The sequence below is a fragment of the Kitasatospora sp. NPDC028055 genome, from assembly GCF_040637885.1.
GTDB lineage: Bacteria > Actinomycetota > Actinomycetes > Streptomycetales > Streptomycetaceae > Kitasatospora.
Window position 1 is genome coordinate 40,195 of record NZ_JBEZXE010000004.1, and the last position, 18,225, is coordinate 58,419.

Here is an 18,225-nt window from a genome sequence, read left to right on the forward strand (position 1 = left end):
CGGGGTCTCCCGGGGATCTGGGGTGTGGTGTGTGGTGTGTGGTGTCAGCTGCTCGGCCGGGAAGGTCAGTTGAGCATCTGGTGGAGTGCGGGGAAGACGATCAGGACGGTCATCAGCAGGGTCAGGGCGGCGCCCGGCGCGACCATCCGCTCACTGTCGGCGTTGGCCCGGGCCAGGTCCTCGGCGAGCAGTTCGCCGCGCAGGCCCTTGGCCCGGGCCCGCAGGGTGTCGTAGACGGCGGCGCCGTCAGTGCCGGACAGCCGCATGATGTCGGCCACGTCCTGGAGCGGGCTGAGGCCCAACTCCTCGGCCAGCGCGTCCAGTCCGGCCCAGGGCGGGAGCCGGTCGGTGGCCGCGCGCTCCAGCGCGTCGCGGATCCGCCGGAACACCACGCCCTGCCCGACCGCGGCGGCCCGGCGCAGCGCCTCCGCGGGGCCGCAGTCGGCGGCCCGCTCCATCGCGACGAGCTCCAGGTAGGCGGCGATGCCGTGCAGGTACTCGGTACGGGCCTCCTTGGCCTCGCCGCGCACCACGGCGTCCGGGACGAACCACAGCAGCCCGGCCAGCAGCGGCCCGGCGACCAGCGGCAGCGCGAACGGCAGGCCGACGTCCATCAGCACGGCCATCGCGCCCAGGTAGGCGGGCAGCAGCAGGCCGAGCGCGGCGAACAGCAGCTTGTGCACCATGAAGCGGGCCGGGGTGCGGCCGATCAGGGCGAGTTCGCGGCGCGGGATCGTCACCCCGCGCAGGGTGACCGAGCGCTCGCCGATCCGGTCGTACCAGCGCGGCCGCTCGTCCGGGTCCGGTTCGCGGTCGGCCGGGGTGCGGTGCAGCCGGTCCAGCGCCTGGCGCAGGTCCGGTGGCGCGGGCCGCAGTTCGGCGACCAGCAGGGCGAGGCCGCCGGCCGCGACGGCGCCGGCCAGCACGGACCAGGGGGAGATCACCGGACCTCCCCGAGCCGCTCGACCGGCTCCGGCCCGGAACCGCGCAGCCGGCGCCCGCTCTTGCCGCGCCGGTCCGGGGCGAGCAGCCGGGGCACCGGCGGGTGCGCGGCCAGGGCCCGCATCCAGGCGATGATCGCGACGAACAGGGCGGCCACCACGGCCAGCACGATCTGGCCGAGGAAGGTCCCGTACGGGCGGGTGTACTCGCTGTTGAAGGAGCCGACCGTGACGACCAGCACGATGATGCCGACCAGCCAGCGGATGGTGGTGCGGTGCTTGGCCCGGTCCGCCTCGATGGCGCGGCGCTGGCGGACCTCCTCGCGCACCGACTCGGCCATGTCGGAGAGCGTCCGGGCCAGGCCCGGGCCGCTGTCCCCGGCCCGCAGCACCAGCGCGGCGAGCACCTTGTCGGCGGTGGCGTCGGCCAGGCTGTCGGCGAAGGCGTGCAGCGCCTCCTCGGGCCGCCAGCGGGCCTGCAGCCGGGCGGCCAGTTCGCCGATCTCCTCCTCCAGGGCGGCGGGGGCGGTGCGGCGGCTGGTGACGATGGCCTGGTTGAGGCCGACCCCGAGCAGCAGCACGTCGGCGATCCGCTGGGTCCACTCGGAGAGCGCCTCCAGCCGCTCGATCCGGCGGGTGTCCGGGCGGGTGGTGTCGAACAGCCAGGGCAGGCCGAAGACCGCCAGCGGCACCAGCAGCGCGGTCAGCGGGATGCGGGTGAACAGCCAGGCCAGCGGGGCGCCGACGAGTGCCAGCGGCAGCTGGATCCGGCGCAGCCGCACCATCCGCAGCGAGGCGCTGCCGGGGGCGCCGTACCAGAACACGTGGGCGCGGCCGGCCAGCGGGTTGTCCCGGCCGGCCGGCTCGTCCTCGTCGACGGGCTCGCTGCCGCGTACCCAGACCACCAGGGCGACGAGACCGCCCGCGAGCGCCAGCCCGCACAGGGCGAAGAGCAGCATCACCGCGGGCCACCGCCGATCCGCAGCTGGAGCGGGGCGGCCCAACTCCCGTACCGGGAGCCGAGCAGCGAGGCGTCGAAGCCGGCCCGGCGCAGGTCGTCCAGGCACTGTGGCGGGGTGTGCGGGACGGCGCGCGGCTCGCCGAGGTCCGGCCGGGGGCCGAAGACGGTGTTCAGCGCGGGCCGGCCGCTCTCGCCGAGGCCGGTGACCTCCAGGACGTGGGAGACGAAGCGGTGCCGACGGCCGCCGACGGCGGTCTCGTCGACCATGGAGACGTGCACGATGAGGTCCAGGGCGTTGGCGGTGAGCCGGTAGGCGAGCGCGTCGGTCATGTGCGAGCCGTACTCGAGGCAGAGTTCGGCGATCCGGTCGACCACCATGTGCGGGCCGCGGGCGTGCAGGGTGCACATCGAGCCGCCCTCGCCGTTGGTCATCACCCGCAGCATCGGGACGACCTCGCCGGAGCGTACCTCGCCGACGATGATCCGGGAGAGGGTCATCCGCAGCGCGGCCGGAATGAGGTCGCCGATCGACAACTCCCCGGCCAGGCGGCCCTCGACGCGCTCCCCGTTGCCCTCCCGGGCCTCCATCGGAACGACCTGTCGCAGGTGGCCGAGGGTGTGCAGCCAGAGCTCGAACTCCGACTCCAGGGTGCCGATCCGCTCGTCCGGTGGGATCTCGGCGGCCATCGCGCGCAGCAGGCTGGTCTTGCCGACGCCCTGGGTGCCGGTGATCATCACGTTCTTCCGGGCCCGGATCGCGGCGGCCAGGAAGGCGGCCAAGGTCCCGTCCAGGGTGCCGAGTTCGACCATCTCGGGGAGCGTCGCGGAGGCCACCCGGTGGCGGCGGATCGCCACGTACGGGCGGGGCGTCACCTCGGTCAGCGCCTGGAGGCGCATGCCGCCCTCCAGCCGCAGGGCGAGGGTGGGGCTGGCGGTGGACAGGCTGCGCTCGCCGCCGCCGTGCTGCCGGGCCAGATCCTGGAGCAGTTCGACGAGTTCGGCGTCGCTGTCGGCCACCGGCGGTACCTGGCGCAGGGGTTGGTGCACCTTGGAGACCCAGACGTCGTCGCACCCGTTGACCAGGATGTTCTCGATCTCCGGATCGTCCAGGTAGGGCTGCAGCCGACCGGCCCGGAACAGCAGGTCGAAGACGGCCTCGGCGAGGGCGCGGTCCTGCTCCCGGGTGGGCGGGATGCCGTGGGTCTGGGCGTACGCGTCGGACCAGCGGGCGACCGCCTCCTCGATCAGCGCACGGCCGCGCTGACGGCGGGTGGCCCGGTCCGGCTCGGCACCGGAGGTGGCGGTCAACCGGGCGATCTGCTGGTGCAGTTCGGCCGCGACCTGGCGCTTGAGCTCGCGCGCGACCTGCGGGTCGACGGTCGGCCGGGTGGCGCTGCCGCGCACGTCCAGCGAGGGCAGCTGGGCGGGCACGGCGGTCGGCCCGGCGGCCACCGGCTGGGGCGCCGGCGGCTGCGACTGCGACTGCGGATGCGGCTGCGGCTGCGGCGCGACCGGGCCCGGCTGGTACGGCTGTTGCTGCTGCTGCGGTGCGGCGGCCGGGACGGGCGCGGCCCAGGGCAGGGCGGCCGGGTCGGCCGTCGGGTGCTGGTGCAGGGGGCTACCGCGCACGGAGCACCTCCCCGGGGTCGTAGGGGTGGCGGTCGCCGGTCCGACGCTCGGTCACCGTCGGTTGCTGGAGCTGGTAGGGGCCGTCGTCCTCGTCGGCCGGCCCGGCGGCCGCCCCCTGGACGTGCGCCGGGAACGGCGCCGGGGCGGCCGGCTGCGGCGCCAGACCGGCGAGCGGCGCGACCGGGCCGGTGGTGATCACCGGCGGGGCGTAGGAGGGCGGTTCCGCCTCGCCGGGGGCGGTCCCGGGGGCCGCCTGGCCGTACCCGGGCCGACCGTACCCGGGCTGCAGGTGGGCGGGCTCCGGACGGGCGGGCTGGGGGTGAGCGGGCCGGGCGTGGGCGGGCTGCGGAAACGGCGGGTAGCCGGGCTGGGCCTGACCCTGGTACGTCCGGTCCGGGTACACCTGCTGCCCGTACCCGGCCGGCCCGTACGGACTCGACGCGGGCCCCGCGGGCGCGGGCGGCACCGGGGCGGATGCCGCAGGCGTGGGCGGCACAGCCGTGGGCGGCACCGGCGTGGCCGGCAGCGGGCCCTGCGGCAGCGGCGCGGCCGCCGGGCCCGCGGTGGGCGCGAGCCGCTGCCGCCGTCGGCGGACCAGCAGCTGCACCTCGTCCGCCGCCGACCGCGCCGTCCGCATCAGCTCCGAGCGGATGAACCGCCGGTCGGTGGTGTCCCCGCCGTCCGAGAGCACCCGGGCGGTGCGGGGGGCGTGCGGCAGTTCGCCGAGCACCGGCAGGCCGAACTCGCGGGAGACCTCGGAGCCCGAGTACGGCCCCTCGCAGACCAGCAGCAGCCCGAGGGCGTCCGCCCCGGTCCCGGCGGTGGCGAGGTCCTCGCCGAGCGCGGCGAGCCGCGGCCGGGCCGCGCTCAGCCCGCGCAGCGTGCTGCGGACCGTCACCGCCACCACGTCGGCGCGGCGGGCCAGCACCGCGCCGGCCCCGGTGGCGCCGGAGCGGCCGAGGTCGACGATGACGTCGTAGCCCTGGTGCTCGATGCCGTGCAGCAGTTCGGCGAGCGGCTCCCAGGTGTAGGCGAGGCCGGAGGCCTGGGCCGGGTCGGTGAGGCCGGGCAGCAGCAGCCGCTCGGCGTCGCCCTCGGGCGAGAGGTCGATGAGCTGTTCCCAGATGGTCTGGGCGAGCAGTCCGCGCCGGTCGGCGACGGCCAGGTTGCGCAGCCCGTACACCGCCTCGACCCGGCCCTCCAGGGCGCCGGCCAGCACCGCGCCGCCGTCCGGGTCGGCCTCGACCAGCAGGATCCGGCGGCCGGGCTGGAGCGGCCAGGCGAGCAGCAGTGCCAGGGCGGTGGTGGTCGCCCCGGGCGCGCCCGGGCCGCCGACCACCGCGATCACCGCCATCAGGCGCCACCCGCCCCGGCCGGGGTCGAGGGCCCGCCGGTGCCCGCGGGGGCGGCCCCGCCGGAGGGCGTCGCGCCCGAGGGAGCAGCGCCCGTGGGGGCCGCGCCTGTGGGGGCAGCGCCCGCAGGGGCGGCCGAGGGCGAGGCCGGGGTGCTGCCGCCCGTCGCGGCGCGCGGGGCCAGCAGCACCTGGATCCGTCCGCCGGCCACCCACTGCGCCAGCCGCGGCCCGTCCGCCGTGCCGACCGCCACGTCGATCACCTGGCTGCCGTCGGTGTCCACCCGGCCGACGGTGATGACCGTCGCGGCCAGCGAGTCGGGCCGGCCGTTGTCGGGGGTGTTGACCACGACGATCTGCACCCCGGGCTGGAGCCGGCTGGCGGGCAGCTGGGTGCGCTTGGCCGACACCCCGACCACGATCTGCCCCGGCTGCACGGTCAGGCCCTGCGCGAGGTCCGAACCGGTCAGCATGGCACCGCGCTTGAGGTCGGTGGCGGCCCGCAGGCCGACCGCCCTGGCCCGGTCCTGGGCGGACACCGGCCGCAGCGCCGGGTCGCCCGCGATCCGGGCCACCACCAGGTCGTCGTCGGTGATGACCTGCCCCCAGGGCACGTCCCGGGCGAGCGCCAGCACCGCGACCCGCTGGCCGGTGCTGTTGTAGAGGACGGCCCCGCCGAGCCCGCCGGCCGCGATCAGCGCGACCGCCATGGCGAGCACCGCGGGGCGCCGGCGCCGGGCCCGCAGGGTGCGCCCGGGCGCGTGCGGCGTGGCCCGGCCCCGGCCCTGGTCCTGCTGCTCCGGTACCGCCACGGACACCGCGGCGCCCGCCGGCGTGCCGGACCCCGGCGTCGCGAATGTACGGTTCTCCACCGGGTTCCGCCCTTCCCTCGTTCGCTTTCCGGATCGTCAGTGGCCGAATGGCCCTTGCGGCACGGTCAGTTGAGGACCTGCACCTCGGCGACCTTGAGCGCGAGGTCCGCTCCGCGCGGCATGTCGATGTCGAAGGTCTTCGCGTTCGGCCCGGTGATCACCACATGGGCCCGCCAGTGCGCGGTGACCGTGCCGGTGAACACTCCGCCCTTGCGGGTGCCCGAGCCGACCGCGAACTCGTAGCCGCAGTCGGGGGACTTCGCGTCCCCGTACTTCGGGTCGTACGGCGTCCCGGCCGTGGCGCAGTCCACCGTCATCCCCTGGCCGAAGTCCCAGGTCATGCCGTCCAGTTGCGCGGTGACGGTGACCGAGGCACCGGGCACGGTGAGCGAACTCGGCCTGGGCGCCACCATGCCCTCGGCCCAGAGCCAGACCGGCAGCTTGACCACCGCGGTGTCCTTGGGCGCCAGGCTCGCCTTCGGGCTCGGGAAGACCATCCGGTCGGCGAGCAGCTTCGCCTGGACGGTCAGGTCGATCACCGGGGTCGCGCCCGCCGCGTTGCTCACGAACTGGGTCTGCAGGCCGTCCTGCCCGCCGTCCGTCTGCGGGCACACCTTGGAGTAGACGGCGCCCTCGGACGGCTTGTGCCCCTCCCACGCCTTGTCGCCCTCCGGCGGCTGCTGGTCCAGCGGCCGGAAGTAGCACCCGACGTCGCTGTTGAAGTAGCCGCGCTCCGGGTCGTAGCAGGCCCACTGGGTGCCGTGGTAGCTGCACAGTTGCGGCCCGCCGCTCCCGGTGTCGCCCCCGCCCGGCGCGGGGCCCGTCGTCGAGCCGGTGCTCCCGCCGGTCCCGGCGTGCGAGCAGATCACGCTCGGGGAACAGGTCTCCGCCCCGGCGCCCGGTGGTTCGTCCGCAGTCGCCGTTACCGCCGAGGACAACAACAGCCCGGCGGACAACGATGCGACGACCGCGAACCGTCGACCCGGTTTCCGCGAGTTCAGCATGTCCGGTCCACCTCTCGCTTGAAGTCGTAGATCAGCCAGTGCGCTTGGAACCATCGCAGGGAAGCGGTCGCGACATAGCGGTTGAGCCGGTCGGCCGGATCCTTCGCGGTTCGGGTGACGGCATCGACGCGGTGCCAGTCCGAGAGGTCGAGGCAGTCCTCGATCACGGCGGTCTGCGGATCGGCATTCAGGTCGACGGCCTTCACCACCGCCGAATTCCGCGGCATTCCGGTCATCACCAGTTTGGCGTCGTGGAGTTGACGGAGTCCGACCAGGGCGTCGGACAGCGCCCGCCCGGACGAGTACGCCTCCAGCGCGGAACCGTCCGAATCCGTACGCCCGAAGGCCGTGGCCTGCGCCTGCCACCAGTCCTGATACGTCCTCAGGGCCAGCCGCCCCCGGGCCCCCTCCGGTCCGTCGGTCGGCGCGATCGAGCCGTTTGCCGTACCACCCGAAGGAGTTAACGGGTTCACTCCGGCAACCGTGGGCACGGGCGACCCGAGACGATCGACGGAACCACCGCCGCCACCACTCGCACAAGCGCCGAGCAGCAACACCAGAACCGCCCCGCCAGTCCCAATCGCCCCAGGGCGCAACACATTTCCGCGCTGCCGCATCGCCCCACCTCGTCGCGACCGAGCCGATCCGTGATCAACGGTCGCCAGGAGAATTCCGAAGACCCGCCGATGTTTCCGCTGGGGATCGATTCTTCGCCAACCCACCCCATCACGGCAACACCTCAGGCCCCCTGACCTTACGCGGAAGGCGGTTCCGTCGGGGCACTTTCCCGCCACAGAACGGCCAACAGTTCTTCGGAAAGCGACAATCCGGCCAATGCGCCCCGAACGGCGGCCCGATTGCGCATCAACAGGCGCCCGCCGTGCGGCGGAACGAGCAGGCGCGCGCCCGGCGTACCCGAACCGCCGGGCGAACCGCCGGACGGACCGCCGGACGGACCGCCCCCGTCCAGCAGCCCGGCCACGGCGGGCTGGAGGTCCAGCGGGGCGACCGCCGCCGGGGCACCCGGGACGCCCTGCCGCAGGACGGTGGTGAGCGCCCGACTGAACGAGCCCTCCCCACCCGGCAGTACGGCGTCCCGGCCGCGTCTGCCCGGGGCGTAGCGGCCGATCCGGCCCCAGAGCGGGACCCGGGAGTAGCTGAGCAGTTCGCCCGCGCCGTCCTCGCCGGCCCGTTCCAGCGCCGTCCAGGTGTCCCGGTCGGCCACCGCGTCGACCAGCAGCAGCGCCTCCTCCTGGTCCCCGTGCACCATCGCGCTGACCACCCAGTCCCAGGCCAGGCCGCGCCGGTAGGCGTTGTCGGGGGTGCTGCCGCCGGTGACCAGGGCGAGCCGGCGCCCGCGCGGGTCGGCCACCAACTGGCCGACCAGGCAGACCACCAGCCAGCGGCCGGGGCGCCGGGCCGCGTCCCGGACGGCCGTGAGCATCGCGTTGGCGTCCGCGTCCGGCGCCACGGCCGTCACCCGGCAGCCCGCGGCGCCGGTGTCGAAGCACATCCCGGGCAGCACCTCGGCCAACAGCCGGGCGCCCGCCGGGGCGTGCGCCGACCCGCCGTAGGCCCGCTCGGGCCCGCCGTCCGCCCCGATCACCACCAGATCGACTCCGCCGGCCATCCGTCCGCCCCCTCCTGCGCCCGCCCCTCCACCGATCCCGACGCCGGGCAGGCTACCGCTCCGGGCGGGCGCCGACGGGGCTCCCGGCCCGTCGGCTCAGGGACCATGGGCCCTATCGACGCCCGCGCCGACCGAGGACGATCGGACGCATGGAGCGTGAGGACCGAGTGGAGACCCTGAGCGAGGCCGAGTGCCTGCGGCTGCTCAGCACCGTGCCCGTCGGGCGCGTGGTGTACACCGAGCACGCACTGCCGGCCGTCCTGCCGGTCTCCTTCGAGGTCCTGGACGGGCGGCTGGTGCTCGCCGTGCGCCGGGGCAGTGCCACCGCGCGCGGGCTGGACGGCACGGTGGTGGCCTTCCAGGCGGACCTGCTGGACCCGGTGACCCGCACCGGGTGGAGCGTGCTGGTGCACGGCCGGGCCGACGTGGTCAGCGAGCCCGAGCAGGTGCGCCGGGTGCTGCGCTCGGGGCTGCGGCCGTGGGTGGGGGACCCTGAGCCGCTGTTCATCGCCCTGGTGCCGGAACTGGTGAGCGGTCGGCGGCTGTTCCCGACCGGGCAGGGCTCGCTCGGCCGACCGCTGCTGCGGCCCTGAGCTCGGCTTTCGCGCCCCGCTCCTGACAGGTACCGGCCGGTAGGCATACGCTTCCGGCGTCCTGCCCCCGTGACCCCTCCCCGGGACCGTCCCCTCCAGGAGCGCACCGTGACGACCTTCGCCTCCCTCGCCGAGCTGACCGCCGCCGTCGGCACCGAGCTGGGCACCAGCGAGTGGCACACCATCGACCAGCGGAGGATCGACCTGTTCGCCGAGGCGACCGGCGACCACCAGTGGATCCACGTCGACCCGGAGCGGGCGAAGGAGAGCCAGTTCGGCTCGACCATCGCGCACGGCTACCTGACCCAGTCGATGATCCCGGTGCTGGCCAAGGAGTGCTACAGCGTCGAGGGCGTGCGGATGGCGCTGAACTACGGCTCGGACAAGGTGCGCTTCCCGGCCCCGGTGCCGGTCGGCACCGCGATCCGGGCCACCGCCGAGCTGCTCTCGGCCACCGAGGTGCCGGGCGGGGTGCAGGCGGTGGTGCGCTTCACCATCACCAGCGAGCAGAGCAGCAAGCCGCACTGCGTCGCGGAGGCGATCACCCGCTTCTACGCGTAGCGGCGGGCGCGAGCGCCGGGCTCGGGGCGCGGGCCCGGCGGCGGGCGCCGGGTACGCCGATTGGACCGTGCCGGGCTCCTCACCGGGTCCGAACGGCCCACGGCGAGTAACGTCCGACGAGATGGTTGTCGTACCCCAGTGGCCCCACGGCCCCCGGGGTACGCGCCCGGCCTGCCCGGTAGCCGTGACCGTCCCAGGAGGAGCCGTGCCCCGCCCCGCCCCGTGGTTCTCCCGTCTCGCCGGTCTGACGTCACAGTTCGCGCCGCCGCCCAGCGCACCGGACGCCGACCGCGCCGCGCTCGGCCGAGGCGCCCCGGACCGCGCACTCCCCGGCCTGGCCGGACTGCCCCGCGCCGCCTGGCACCGGATCCGCACCGACACCTTCGGGGCCGACCCCCGGGGCGAACGGCTGGCCCGGATCCGCCGCTCGCCGCAGTTCTCCGACGGCGCCTTCCGCAACCCGGTGCCCACCCGCCGCCTGGTCTACGAACGCAGCCCGCTGGAGATCACCCTCGCCCAGCTGAGCGGGGACAAGACCCGCCGAGCACCGTCCGCCGCCGTACCGGTGCACCGGCTGCTCCCGGTCGACCTCGCCGACCCGCCCGCCTCCGGGCTGCGGCTCACCTGGCTGGGGCACGCCACCGTGCTCGCCGAGATCGGCGGGCGGCGCGTCCTGATCGACCCGGTCTGGGGCGAGCGCTGCTCCCCGTTCGGCTGGACCGGCCCCAAGCGGCTGCACCCGGTGCCGCTGCCGCTGTCCGAACTCGGCCCGGTGGACGTGGTGGTGATCTCGCACGACCACTACGACCACCTCGACATGCGCACCGTGAAGGCCCTGATCGGCAGCGGCGCGGTGTTCGCCGTGCCGCTCGGGGTCGGGGCGCACCTGGAGCACTGGGGCGTACCGGCCGGACGGATCGTCGAGCTGGACTGGTGGGAGTCGGCCGAGGTCGCCGGGCTGACCCTGACCGCCACGCCCGCCCGGCACTACTGCAGCCGGGGTCCGCGCACCAGCTCACTGTTCCTCTGGGCGTCCTGGGTGGTCGCGGGCGGCGGGCACCGGATCTTCCACAGCGGGGACACCGGCTACTTCCCCGGCTTCGCGGAGATCGGCCGCCGGCTCGGCCCCTTCGACGCGACGATGATGCAGGTCGGGGCGTACAGCGAGTTCTGGCCCGAGGTGCACATGACCCCGGAGGAGGGCGTCCGGGCGCACCTGGACCTCGGCGGCGAGCTGATGCTGCCGATCCACTGGTGCACCTTCAACCTGGCGATCCACCCCTGGGAGGAGCCCGCCGAGCGCGTGGTCACCGCCGCCCAGGCACTCGGCGCCCACCTGGCGGTCCCCCGCCCCGGCAAGCCCTTCGAGCCCGCCGACCCCCCGGCGCTGCGGCTGTGGTGGCGCGCCGTCGCGGCCACCCCGCGCGGCATCGAGCCGCTGGTCGCGGAGCGGACGGAGGCACGGGAACAGGTGACGGGTTTCAGCGAACAGATTTCAAACTCTGTTATCTGAAATCTGTTCGCTGAAATCTGAAATCTGAAAGCTGAAATCTGTCATCTGTTCGCCGTCAGCCGTTCGCCGAAGCCCGTTCGCCGACGGCCCTCCGGCGGCGTCGGATCACCGCCCAGCCCGCCTCCTGCACCACCAGGGTGAGCACCCCGGCCAGCACGATCCCCAGCAGGTTCAGCAGCAACTGCACGCTGGAACCCCAGAATTGATCGACCTTGCCGTAGCCGAGCGCGACCGCCGCGTTCGCCGCCGCGGGCACGGTGGTGACCGAGATCGCGACGCCCACCAGGGTGCCGGCCTTCGCCGAGGTCAGCGAGAGCAGCCCGGCGACGCCCGCCAGGAAGGCGACCACGAAGGAGGTCGCGTCGGGCTGCCAGATGAACGAGGTGTTCGGACGCACGGCGTCGAACTTCTCCTCCGAGAAGAGCCCCAGAGCGTCCATCAGCAGCCCGAAGCAGACGGTCAGCGCCATCGCCACCAGGAAGCCCGTGACCAGGGCGTTCAGCGAGCGCAGGGCCGGGCGCGTCCGGCGCTGGACGATCGCCACGCAGAGCCCGGCCAGCGGCCCGAACTCCGGGCCGACCGCCATCGCGCCGACGACCAGGATGGCGCTGTCCAGCACCGAGCCGCAGGCCGCCAGCATGGTGGCCACGGCGAGGAAGGCCAGGAACACCCAGGTGAGGGCGGACTCCTCGTGGGTGATCTCGGAGACCGACTCCCACACCAGCGCGTCGGCCCCCTCCCCCGGGGCCAGCCGCTCGGCCTCGTCGGCCGCCGCCGAGAGGGCCAGGTCGAGCGCCGAGACGTCGATCGCCCCGCGCTCGACCAGGCCCGTCCCGCGCAGTGCGCCCAGCACCTCGTCCAGTGCCTCCCGGGCCACGTCGCAGAGCACCACGTCCCCGGCGGGCCGGACGGCCGCGTCCGGCAGGACCACCACGTGGGTGACCCCGACCGAGTCGTCCAGGCAGTCGAGCACCGGCGCGCGCAGGTCGGGCGGGACGATCAGGCGAAGGTGCAGCACGGGCTCTCCGGTACGTAGCGGACGGAACGGAAAATCCCGCCCACCATAGGGCCCGTCTTCAAACTCCCGCCTGCGGCCCGACCCGCCCCTCCCCGCCACCACACCACCCGACCCGGCATCACAATGAAACACGTTCTATCCGAGGTCCGCGTTACCCAGGTCACACCACCGCACGGTTGGCTTCTGCCACTATGGGCCGGTGACCGACCTGACAGAACAGCAGAGACCGACCGAGTGGGCGCCCGCCCCGGCCACCCCGTTCGCCGCCCTGCTGGAAATCGAGCAGCTGAACGAGAACACGTTCCGGGGCCACTGCCACGCCGGCGCCCCGATGCGCGCCTTCGGCGGCCACGTCGCCGCGCAGGCCCTCGCCGCCGCCGGACGCACCTGCGCCCCGGAGCGCGCGGTCCACTCCCTGCACGGCTACTTCCTGCTGCCCGGCGACCCGACCCGGCCGATCGAGTACCAGGTCGACCGGCTGCGCGAAGGCTTCACCTACACCACCCGCCGGGTCCGGGCGGTGCAGGACCGCAAGGAGATCTTCAACCTCACCGCCTCCTTCAAGCTCCCCGAGGCGGCGGCCGGCGACCGCCAGCGCGAGGTGCCCCCGCTGCCCGCCCCGGAGACCCTGCCGGACGCCTTCTCGCACTGGGACGAGGAGCTGCGCACCGCGATCAAGGCCTCCGACGGCTTCCGCGACCTCGAGCTGCGCTTCGTGCCGCCGGACGCCCCGGGCCTGCCGCCGGCCGTCCCCGGCATGCCCCAGCAGTTCGTCTGGCTGCGGATCGCCACCCGGCTGCCGGACACCGACCCGCTGCTGCACACCTGCGCGCTCACCTACCTGTCCGACCTCACCCTGGCCTCCACCGCCGGGCTGCACGAGCAGGCGAACTTCTTCCAGCGCACCGAGCCGCCCCGGCTGCTGATGACCTCGCTGGACCACGCGATGTGGTTCCACCGCCCCTTCCGGGCCGACGAGTGGCTGCTCTTCGCCCAGCGCAGCCCCTCCGCCTCGGACGGCCGCGGCCTGTCGCTCGGCGAGTTCTACGACCGGGACGGCCGACTGGTGGCCTCCGCCACCCAGGAGGCGCTGATCCGCCGGATGCCGTGAACCGGGCGGGCACCGGAGGCCGCCGGGACCCGCGCGGGAGCCGCCCGTAGGCCACCCGTGGGCCACCCGGAGACCGCCGGGCGCCCCCACGCGCCGCCCGGGCGGACCGTCGTGGACGGCGGGCGGACCACGGTGGACGGCGGGCGAACGGAAGGGGGCCGGTCGGCGTCATACTCCTGAGCGGCCCCGCCCCGTATCATGGTGCGGGTGACCAAGGTTGACCTGTCACCACGGCCGGTGGAGGCGATGTCTCCGCGTCAGCTCGAACGCCGCCAAAGCCTGATCGCGGCCGCGCTCGCCCTGGTGAACGAGATCGGCGTCGAGCGGCTGCAGATGAAGCAGGTCTGCGAGCGGTCCGGAGTCGCCCTGGGGACGGCGTACCGCTACTTCTCCTCCAAGGACCACCTGCTGGCAGCGGCGATCGCCGAGTGGCACCGGCTGCTGCTGGCGGACCTGGTGGCCGAGCTGCGCGGACCGCGCGCCGGGCTGGGGGCCACCGACCGGGCGGTCCGGTTCGTCCGGGGCGGGATGCGGGCCTACCAGCGCCAGCCCGAGCTGGCCCGGCTGCGGGTCGCCGTCGCCGCCTCCACCGACCCCTTCGCCAGCGAGACCCTGCAAGGGATGGCCCGGGCCGACAGCACCGCGCTCCAGGCGGTGACGGCCGAGGTGCCGGCGGCGGCCAGTGAACTGGTGCGGCACATCGTGGCGCACGCCTGGCAGGGGGAACTGACGGCCTGGGTGACCGGCCGTACCACCCTCGGGGACGCCAGACGGCGGCTGGAGGACGTGGTGCGGCTGGTGCTGACCCCGTACGAGACCCACTACCCGGCCCCGTACGAGGTCCAGTCCACCGGCTGATCCGGGACGCCCCGTGGCCGGGCGCCCCAAGTCGGAGCGTCCCCAGCCCGGGCGGCCCGGCGGCCGCTCAGACCACCGTCACCGGGTGCGCCACCACCGCCCCGAACAGGTAGCCCTCGCGGTTGAGGGCCGCCCGCTCGGGCTGGGTGGCGCCGCCGCGGTCCGTCGCGCGGGCGCGCAGCTCGTACCGGCCGGGCCGCTCGGGGTGCCAGCCGATGCTCCAGCGCGCCCAGTCCCCGGCGGGCGGCTCCCCGTCCAGCTCGGCGGGCCGCCAGCTGCGGCCGCCGTCGGTGCTCACCTCGACCAGCCGCACCGGGGCCGTACCGGACCAGGACCGCCCGTACAGGCGGTGCTCGCGCCCGGCCGCCAGCCGCGCGCCCTCGGCCAGTTCGAAGGCGGACTTGACCACCTGGGTGGTGAGCGCGACGCCGCCGGGCGGGTGGCCCGGGCCGAACATCCGGTAGAAGACGGTGTTCCAGGGCGACCGGAGCGGGTGGTCGGCCACCTCGATGCTGCCGACCCACTTGATCGAGGCGATGCCGACCCAGCCGGGCACCACCAGTCGCACCGGCGCGCCGTGGTCGGGGGTCAGCGGGGCCCCGTTCATCTCGTAGGCGAGCAGGGCGTCGTCCAGCGCCTTGGCGATCGGCAGCGGCCGGCGCACCGGGCCGTGGTTGGTGCCGTCGACGACGTAGTCCGGGTCCAGGCCGACGGGCAGCACGTCCACCGCCCGGTCGGTCAGCCCGGCGGCCCGCAGCACCTCGGCGAGCCGGACTCCCCGCCAGGCCGCCGAGCCGATGCTGCCCAGCGTCCACGGGGTGCCGGGGACGCGCTGGCCCTGCTGGCGGTGGAAGTAGCTACGGCCGTTGCCGGCGCACTCGATCAGCGCGTCGGTCCGGGTGGCGGGCATCGCCCGCAGGTCGGCCAGGGCGAACTCGACCGCCCGCTCCGGCCCCGGCGCGCCGTGCAGGCCGCTGCCGAACAGCCGCAGCCGCCAGGCGGCCGGGTCGATCAGCGGGGTGCTGGTGTGGTTGCGGACGAAGAACCGCTCCACCGGGACGTGACGGCCGACGGCGGCCCCGCCGTCGGCGTCGCGCAGCGCGTCCCACCGCATCTCGGCGTTGGTGTCGCGCCGGACGAACCACCGGGCAGGCAGCGGCTTGACGATTCCGGGCAGCTCGATGCTCCCCTCGGTGCTCTCCTCGGTGCTCCCCGGCGGGTCGACGCTTCCGGGCACGGGCCTGGCACCTCCTCGGCGGCGGAGCACGACGGCATCCGGACGGCACTGTCCGGATGGCGCTCCATCTCTCCCAGCGTAGGCGCTCGGGCGCTTTCCGTGACCAGGGCGGTGGGCTGGGATGTGCCCCCGGGGCCACCCCAGGGCGGCCCGCCGGCCGAGGGCATCCCCGGCGCCCGCTACCTCGAACTCCCTTCCGGGCACCTGCCGATGGTCGAGGCGCTGCCCCAACTGCGGGAGGCCGTCCTGGAGTTCGTCAAGGGCTGAAACCGCGCCCGCCGAGGTGGGCCGGGGCCGGGAACACCCCGGCACCGGTCCACGTTCGGACGGTCATGCGCATCGGAGAACTCGCCCGCCTCACCGGGGTGTCCGCCCGCCTGCTCCGCTACTACGAGGAGCAGGGGCTGCTCCGGCCCGCCCGCACCGCGGCCGGGTACCGCGAGTACGCGGAGGAGGACACCGTCCGGGTCTGGCAGATCCGCAGCCTGCTCGCGGCCGGCCTGCCCACCCGGATCATCGCCGAGATCCTCCCTTGCGCCACCGGCCCGGCCCCCGCGCTGACGGCCTGTCCGAACCTGCTCGCCACCCTGCGCGGCGAACTCGCCGACCTGGACGCCCGGATCGACGACCTCACCCGCAGTCGCCGGGTGCTCTCCCACTACCTCGCGACCGCGCACGCGCCGAGCGAGGAGCAGGCGGCCTGACGGGACGAAGGTCCCCGCCCGCCGCCTGCCCGGCGCGCCCTCCCGCAACTCGCGCCACCAACTGGACATAGTGCGACATACATCGCGAATCCCCGTGTTCCGAGTATTCCGAGTATGTCGAGAGGTCCGCCCGCATGAGCAGCCAGCCGCCGCAGCCCTCCCCGCGCGTGCAGGAGCCCGACGGCCCCGGCGAACCCGCCGCCACCCTCCCCACCGACCGGGCGGTCTTCGGCATCAGCGCCGTCCTGGTGCTCGCCGTGGTCGCCTGGGGCGTGTTCGCCGAGGACTCGCTCGGCCGCACCTCCAGCACCGCGCTCCGCTGGGTGCTGCACAACTTCGGCTGGCTGTTCGTGGTGGCCGCCGACGTCTTCCTGGTCCTCACCGTGCTGCTCGCCTTCGGCCGCTTCGGCCGGATCCGGCTCGGCCGCGACGACGACGAACCCGAGTTCTCCACCCTCGCCTGGGTCGCCATGATGTTCAGCGCCGGTATGGGCATCGGCCTGATGTTCTACGGCGTCGGCGAGCCCCTGCAACTGTTCGCCGCCCCGCAGCCCGGCTCCGGCCTCGAACCGCAGAGCGCGGCCGCCGCCCAGCAGGCGCTGGAGTTCTCGCTCTTCCACTGGACCCTCCACCCCTGGGCGATCTACGCGGTCGGCGGCCTCGCCCTCGCCTACACCACCTTCCGCAAGGGCCGGGGCAACCGGATCTCCGCCGCCTTCGTCCCGCTGATCGGGCAGCGCGGCGCGGACGGCTGGCAGGGCAGGGCGATCGACCTGCTCGCCGTCTTCGCCACCGTCTTCGGCTCCGCGACCAGCCTCGGCCTCGGCGCGCTCCAGGTCGCCGACGGCCTCGGCTACATCACCTCCGTCCGCAACACCCAGAACGCCCAGCTCGTCATCATCGGCTCGCTGACCGCCGCCTTCGTGCTCTCCGCGTTCTCCGGCGTCCACAAGGGCGTCAAGTGGCTCTCCACCGCGAACGTCGTACTGGCCTCGCTGATCATGCTCTTCGTCTTCGTGTTCGGGCCCTCGGTGTTCGTCCTCGACTCGATCCCGTCCACCGTCGGCGGGTACCTCTCCGACCTGCTCGGGATGTCCACCCAGACCGGCGCCTTCACCGACGAGAGCTGGCTCGGCTCCTGGACGATCTTCTACTGGGCCTGGTGGCTCTCCTGGGCGCCCTTCGTCGGCACCTTCATCGCCCGGATCTCGCGCGGCCGCACCATCCGGCAGTTCCTGCTCGGCGTGCTGCTGGTGCCCAGCGGAGCCACGGTGATCTGGTTCTGCGTCATGGGCGGCACCGCGATCCGGCTGGTCGGCACCGGCACCGCCGACCTCGTCGCGACCATCCCGCGCGGCGCGGAGGCCTCGCTGTTCGAGATGCTGCGCTCGCTGCCGCTCGGCTCGGTCACCAGCGTGGTCGCGGTCCTGCTGGTGATGACCTTCTTCATCACCAGCGCCGACTCCGCCTCCCTGGTGCTCGGGTCGCTCTCCAGCCGCGGCTCGCTGCACCCGCGCACCCCGCTGGTGGTGGTCTGGGGCGTGCTGATGGGCGGGGTCGCCGCCGCCCTGCTGCTGGCCGGCGGGCTCACCGCACTGCAGAACGCCACCATCCTGGTCGCGCTGCCCTTCGTGGTGGTGATGCTGCTGCTCTGCCTCTCCCTGGTGAAGGAACTCCGCGAGGACCCGGCGGCCGGCCCCTCCCGCTTCCACCCCGCCCACGGCCTGCGGGACGCCGTCCGGGTCGCGGTGGGCGAGGCCCTCGCCGAGCGCGGCCGCCGGCCCTGAGGCCCGCCCCGAACCGCCTGCCGAACCCCGCTCCGGAACTCCTCCGAGCCTCCCGCCGCACCAGGGCTGACCAGCGCATACGCCCCACCTGACGGCCGGGTGGGGCGTATGCGGCCAAGCGACGCCCGTTCCCCGTCCGGACTTCACCCGCGCGTACCGACCGTTCACACCGCCCTGGGAGCCTCCCTGTCATGAACGCCAGCCCTCAGGCGCCCTACCAGGAACCGCGCTTCCCGCTCCCCCAGCGCCACCGCCGTCTCCTCGCCTGCACCGCCGTCCTCGCCTCCATCGCCCTCGGCACCCTCGGGGTCGGTGCCACCGTGGAGACCGTCCAGCACGGCCCGATGGCCGCCGCCACCGCGAGCAAGTAGCCGGCCGCGCCCGTACCTCCCGCCCGACCGCACCCCAGCAGGACCCCAGCAGCACCGCCGTCCAGCACCGCCGTCCAGCACCGC

19 protein-coding genes are annotated in these 18,225 nt (G+C 74.6%); 9 read left to right on the forward strand and 10 right to left on the reverse strand.

The window, feature by feature from the left end; all coding sequences use genetic code 11:
* Window positions 1–65 precede the first annotated feature (65 nt).
* The 8 genes from AB0F71_RS07515 to AB0F71_RS07550 form a co-directional block, all read right to left on the reverse strand.
* Entirely contained in the window at window positions 66–944 is an 879-nt protein-coding gene (locus AB0F71_RS07515) for a hypothetical protein (protein WP_360229578.1), read from the reverse strand.
* Window positions 941–1,900 (reverse strand): type II secretion system F family protein, encoded by a 960-nt coding sequence (locus AB0F71_RS07520; RefSeq protein WP_360229580.1) that lies wholly within the window; start codon window positions 1,898–1,900, stop codon window positions 941–943. Before AB0F71_RS07520 ends, AB0F71_RS07515 begins: the two co-directional genes overlap by 4 nt.
* Window positions 1,900–3,531: a CpaF/VirB11 family protein gene (locus tag AB0F71_RS07525; RefSeq protein ID WP_360229581.1), complete on the reverse strand. Its 1,632-nt coding sequence runs from the start codon at window positions 3,529–3,531 to the stop codon at window positions 1,900–1,902. The genes AB0F71_RS07520 and AB0F71_RS07525 overlap by 1 nt, the downstream gene beginning before the upstream one ends.
* On the reverse strand, window positions 3,521–4,885 hold the full coding sequence (locus AB0F71_RS07530) for a hypothetical protein (protein WP_360229583.1): 1,365 nt from the start codon (window positions 4,883–4,885) through the stop codon (window positions 3,521–3,523). Before AB0F71_RS07530 ends, AB0F71_RS07525 begins: the two co-directional genes overlap by 11 nt.
* Window positions 4,885–5,754 (reverse strand): SAF domain-containing protein, encoded by an 870-nt coding sequence (locus tag AB0F71_RS07535; protein ID WP_360229585.1) that lies wholly within the window; start codon window positions 5,752–5,754, stop codon window positions 4,885–4,887. The genes AB0F71_RS07530 and AB0F71_RS07535 overlap by 1 nt, the downstream gene beginning before the upstream one ends.
* 65 nt (window positions 5,755–5,819) lie before the next feature.
* The gene (locus AB0F71_RS07540; protein WP_360229587.1) at window positions 5,820–6,623 is read right to left on the reverse strand and encodes a hypothetical protein; all 804 of its coding nucleotides are present in this window, start codon (window positions 6,621–6,623) and stop codon (window positions 5,820–5,822) included.
* 128 nt (window positions 6,624–6,751) lie between these two features.
* Window positions 6,752–7,375 carry a hypothetical protein gene (locus tag AB0F71_RS07545; protein WP_360229589.1) on the reverse strand — a complete coding sequence of 208 codons (624 nt, stop codon included), beginning with the start codon at window positions 7,373–7,375 and terminating at the stop codon, window positions 6,752–6,754.
* A gap of 137 nt (window positions 7,376–7,512) precedes the next feature.
* Window positions 7,513–8,388: a hypothetical protein gene (locus AB0F71_RS07550; RefSeq protein ID WP_360229590.1), complete on the reverse strand. Its 876-nt coding sequence runs from the start codon at window positions 8,386–8,388 to the stop codon at window positions 7,513–7,515.
* 149 nt (window positions 8,389–8,537) lie between these two features.
* Between AB0F71_RS07550 and AB0F71_RS07555 the strand changes: the two genes are divergently transcribed.
* The 3 genes from AB0F71_RS07555 to AB0F71_RS07565 all read left to right on the forward strand — a co-directional run bounded on the left by AB0F71_RS07555 (window position 8,538) and on the right by AB0F71_RS07565 (window position 11,055).
* Window positions 8,538–8,981, forward strand: coding sequence for a pyridoxamine 5'-phosphate oxidase family protein (locus tag AB0F71_RS07555; RefSeq protein WP_360229592.1), 444 nt, complete (start codon window positions 8,538–8,540; stop codon window positions 8,979–8,981).
* 108 nt (window positions 8,982–9,089) lie between these two features.
* Window positions 9,090–9,542: a MaoC family dehydratase gene (locus AB0F71_RS07560; protein WP_360229594.1), complete on the forward strand. Its 453-nt coding sequence runs from the start codon at window positions 9,090–9,092 to the stop codon at window positions 9,540–9,542.
* Between the two features lie 334 nt (window positions 9,543–9,876).
* A complete protein-coding gene (locus AB0F71_RS07565; protein WP_360229929.1) occupies window positions 9,877–11,055 on the forward strand; it encodes an MBL fold metallo-hydrolase in 1,179 nt (392 codons plus the stop codon).
* 55 nt (window positions 11,056–11,110) lie between these two features.
* On the opposite strand, the gene AB0F71_RS07570 is transcribed toward AB0F71_RS07565, so the two are convergent.
* Window positions 11,111–12,073: a DUF389 domain-containing protein gene (locus AB0F71_RS07570; protein WP_360229596.1), complete on the reverse strand. Its 963-nt coding sequence runs from the start codon at window positions 12,071–12,073 to the stop codon at window positions 11,111–11,113.
* 199 nt (window positions 12,074–12,272) lie between these two features.
* Here AB0F71_RS07570 and AB0F71_RS07575 point away from each other — a divergent pair, with 199 nt between their 5' ends.
* Together AB0F71_RS07575 and AB0F71_RS07580 are read left to right on the forward strand one after the other, a co-directional pair.
* On the forward strand, window positions 12,273–13,184 hold the full coding sequence (locus AB0F71_RS07575; RefSeq protein ID WP_360229598.1) for an acyl-CoA thioesterase domain-containing protein: 912 nt from the start codon (window positions 12,273–12,275) through the stop codon (window positions 13,182–13,184).
* Window positions 13,185–13,391: 207 nt separating this feature from the next.
* Entirely contained in the window at window positions 13,392–14,042 is a 651-nt protein-coding gene (locus AB0F71_RS07580; protein WP_360229600.1) for a TetR/AcrR family transcriptional regulator, read from the forward strand.
* 67 nt (window positions 14,043–14,109) lie between these two features.
* Here AB0F71_RS07580 and AB0F71_RS07585 read toward each other — a convergent pair whose 3' ends face one another.
* Complete coding sequence (locus AB0F71_RS07585; protein WP_360229931.1) at window positions 14,110–15,225, reverse strand: sulfite oxidase; 1,116 nt, start codon at window positions 15,223–15,225, stop codon at window positions 14,110–14,112.
* A 153-nt stretch (window positions 15,226–15,378) separates the two neighbouring features.
* Between AB0F71_RS07585 and AB0F71_RS07590 the strand changes: the two genes are divergently transcribed.
* The 4 genes from AB0F71_RS07590 to AB0F71_RS07605 all read left to right on the forward strand — a co-directional run bounded on the left by AB0F71_RS07590 (window position 15,379) and on the right by AB0F71_RS07605 (window position 18,141).
* Window positions 15,379–15,546 carry a hypothetical protein gene (locus AB0F71_RS07590; RefSeq protein ID WP_360229602.1) on the forward strand — a complete coding sequence of 56 codons (168 nt, stop codon included), beginning with the start codon at window positions 15,379–15,381 and terminating at the stop codon, window positions 15,544–15,546.
* 65 nt (window positions 15,547–15,611) lie between these two features.
* Window positions 15,612–15,983, forward strand: a complete 372-nt coding sequence (locus AB0F71_RS07595) for a MerR family transcriptional regulator (RefSeq protein ID WP_360229604.1) — start codon at window positions 15,612–15,614, stop codon at window positions 15,981–15,983.
* A gap of 134 nt (window positions 15,984–16,117) precedes the next feature.
* Entirely contained in the window at window positions 16,118–17,770 is a 1,653-nt protein-coding gene (locus AB0F71_RS07600; protein WP_360229606.1) for a BCCT family transporter, read from the forward strand.
* 191 nt (window positions 17,771–17,961) lie between these two features.
* The gene (locus AB0F71_RS07605) at window positions 17,962–18,141 is read left to right on the forward strand and encodes a hypothetical protein (protein ID WP_360229608.1); all 180 of its coding nucleotides are present in this window, start codon (window positions 17,962–17,964) and stop codon (window positions 18,139–18,141) included.
* The last annotated feature ends 84 nt before the right edge of the window (window positions 18,142–18,225 follow it).

Excerpts from the sequence above, each read along its gene's own strand:
- AB0F71_RS07545 (WP_360229589.1), bottom strand. The coding sequence starts at position 7,375 with ATGCGGCAGCGCGGAAATGTGTTGCGCCCTGGGGCGATTGGGACTGGC.
- AB0F71_RS07600 (WP_360229606.1), top strand. The coding sequence starts at position 16,118 with ATGAGCAGCCAGCCGCCGCAGCCCTCCCCGCGCGTGCAGGAGCCCGAC.
- AB0F71_RS07550 (WP_360229590.1), bottom strand. The coding sequence starts at position 8,388 with ATGGCCGGCGGAGTCGATCTGGTGGTGATCGGGGCGGACGGCGGGCCC.
- AB0F71_RS07555 (WP_360229592.1), top strand. The coding sequence starts at position 8,538 with ATGGAGCGTGAGGACCGAGTGGAGACCCTGAGCGAGGCCGAGTGCCTG.
- AB0F71_RS07595 (WP_360229604.1), top strand. The coding sequence starts at position 15,612 with ATGCGCATCGGAGAACTCGCCCGCCTCACCGGGGTGTCCGCCCGCCTG.
- AB0F71_RS07530 (WP_360229583.1), bottom strand. The coding sequence starts at position 4,885 with ATGGCGGTGATCGCGGTGGTCGGCGGCCCGGGCGCGCCCGGGGCGACC.
- AB0F71_RS07605 (WP_360229608.1), top strand. The coding sequence starts at position 17,962 with ATGAACGCCAGCCCTCAGGCGCCCTACCAGGAACCGCGCTTCCCGCTC.
- AB0F71_RS07520 (WP_360229580.1), bottom strand. The coding sequence starts at position 1,900 with ATGCTGCTCTTCGCCCTGTGCGGGCTGGCGCTCGCGGGCGGTCTCGTC.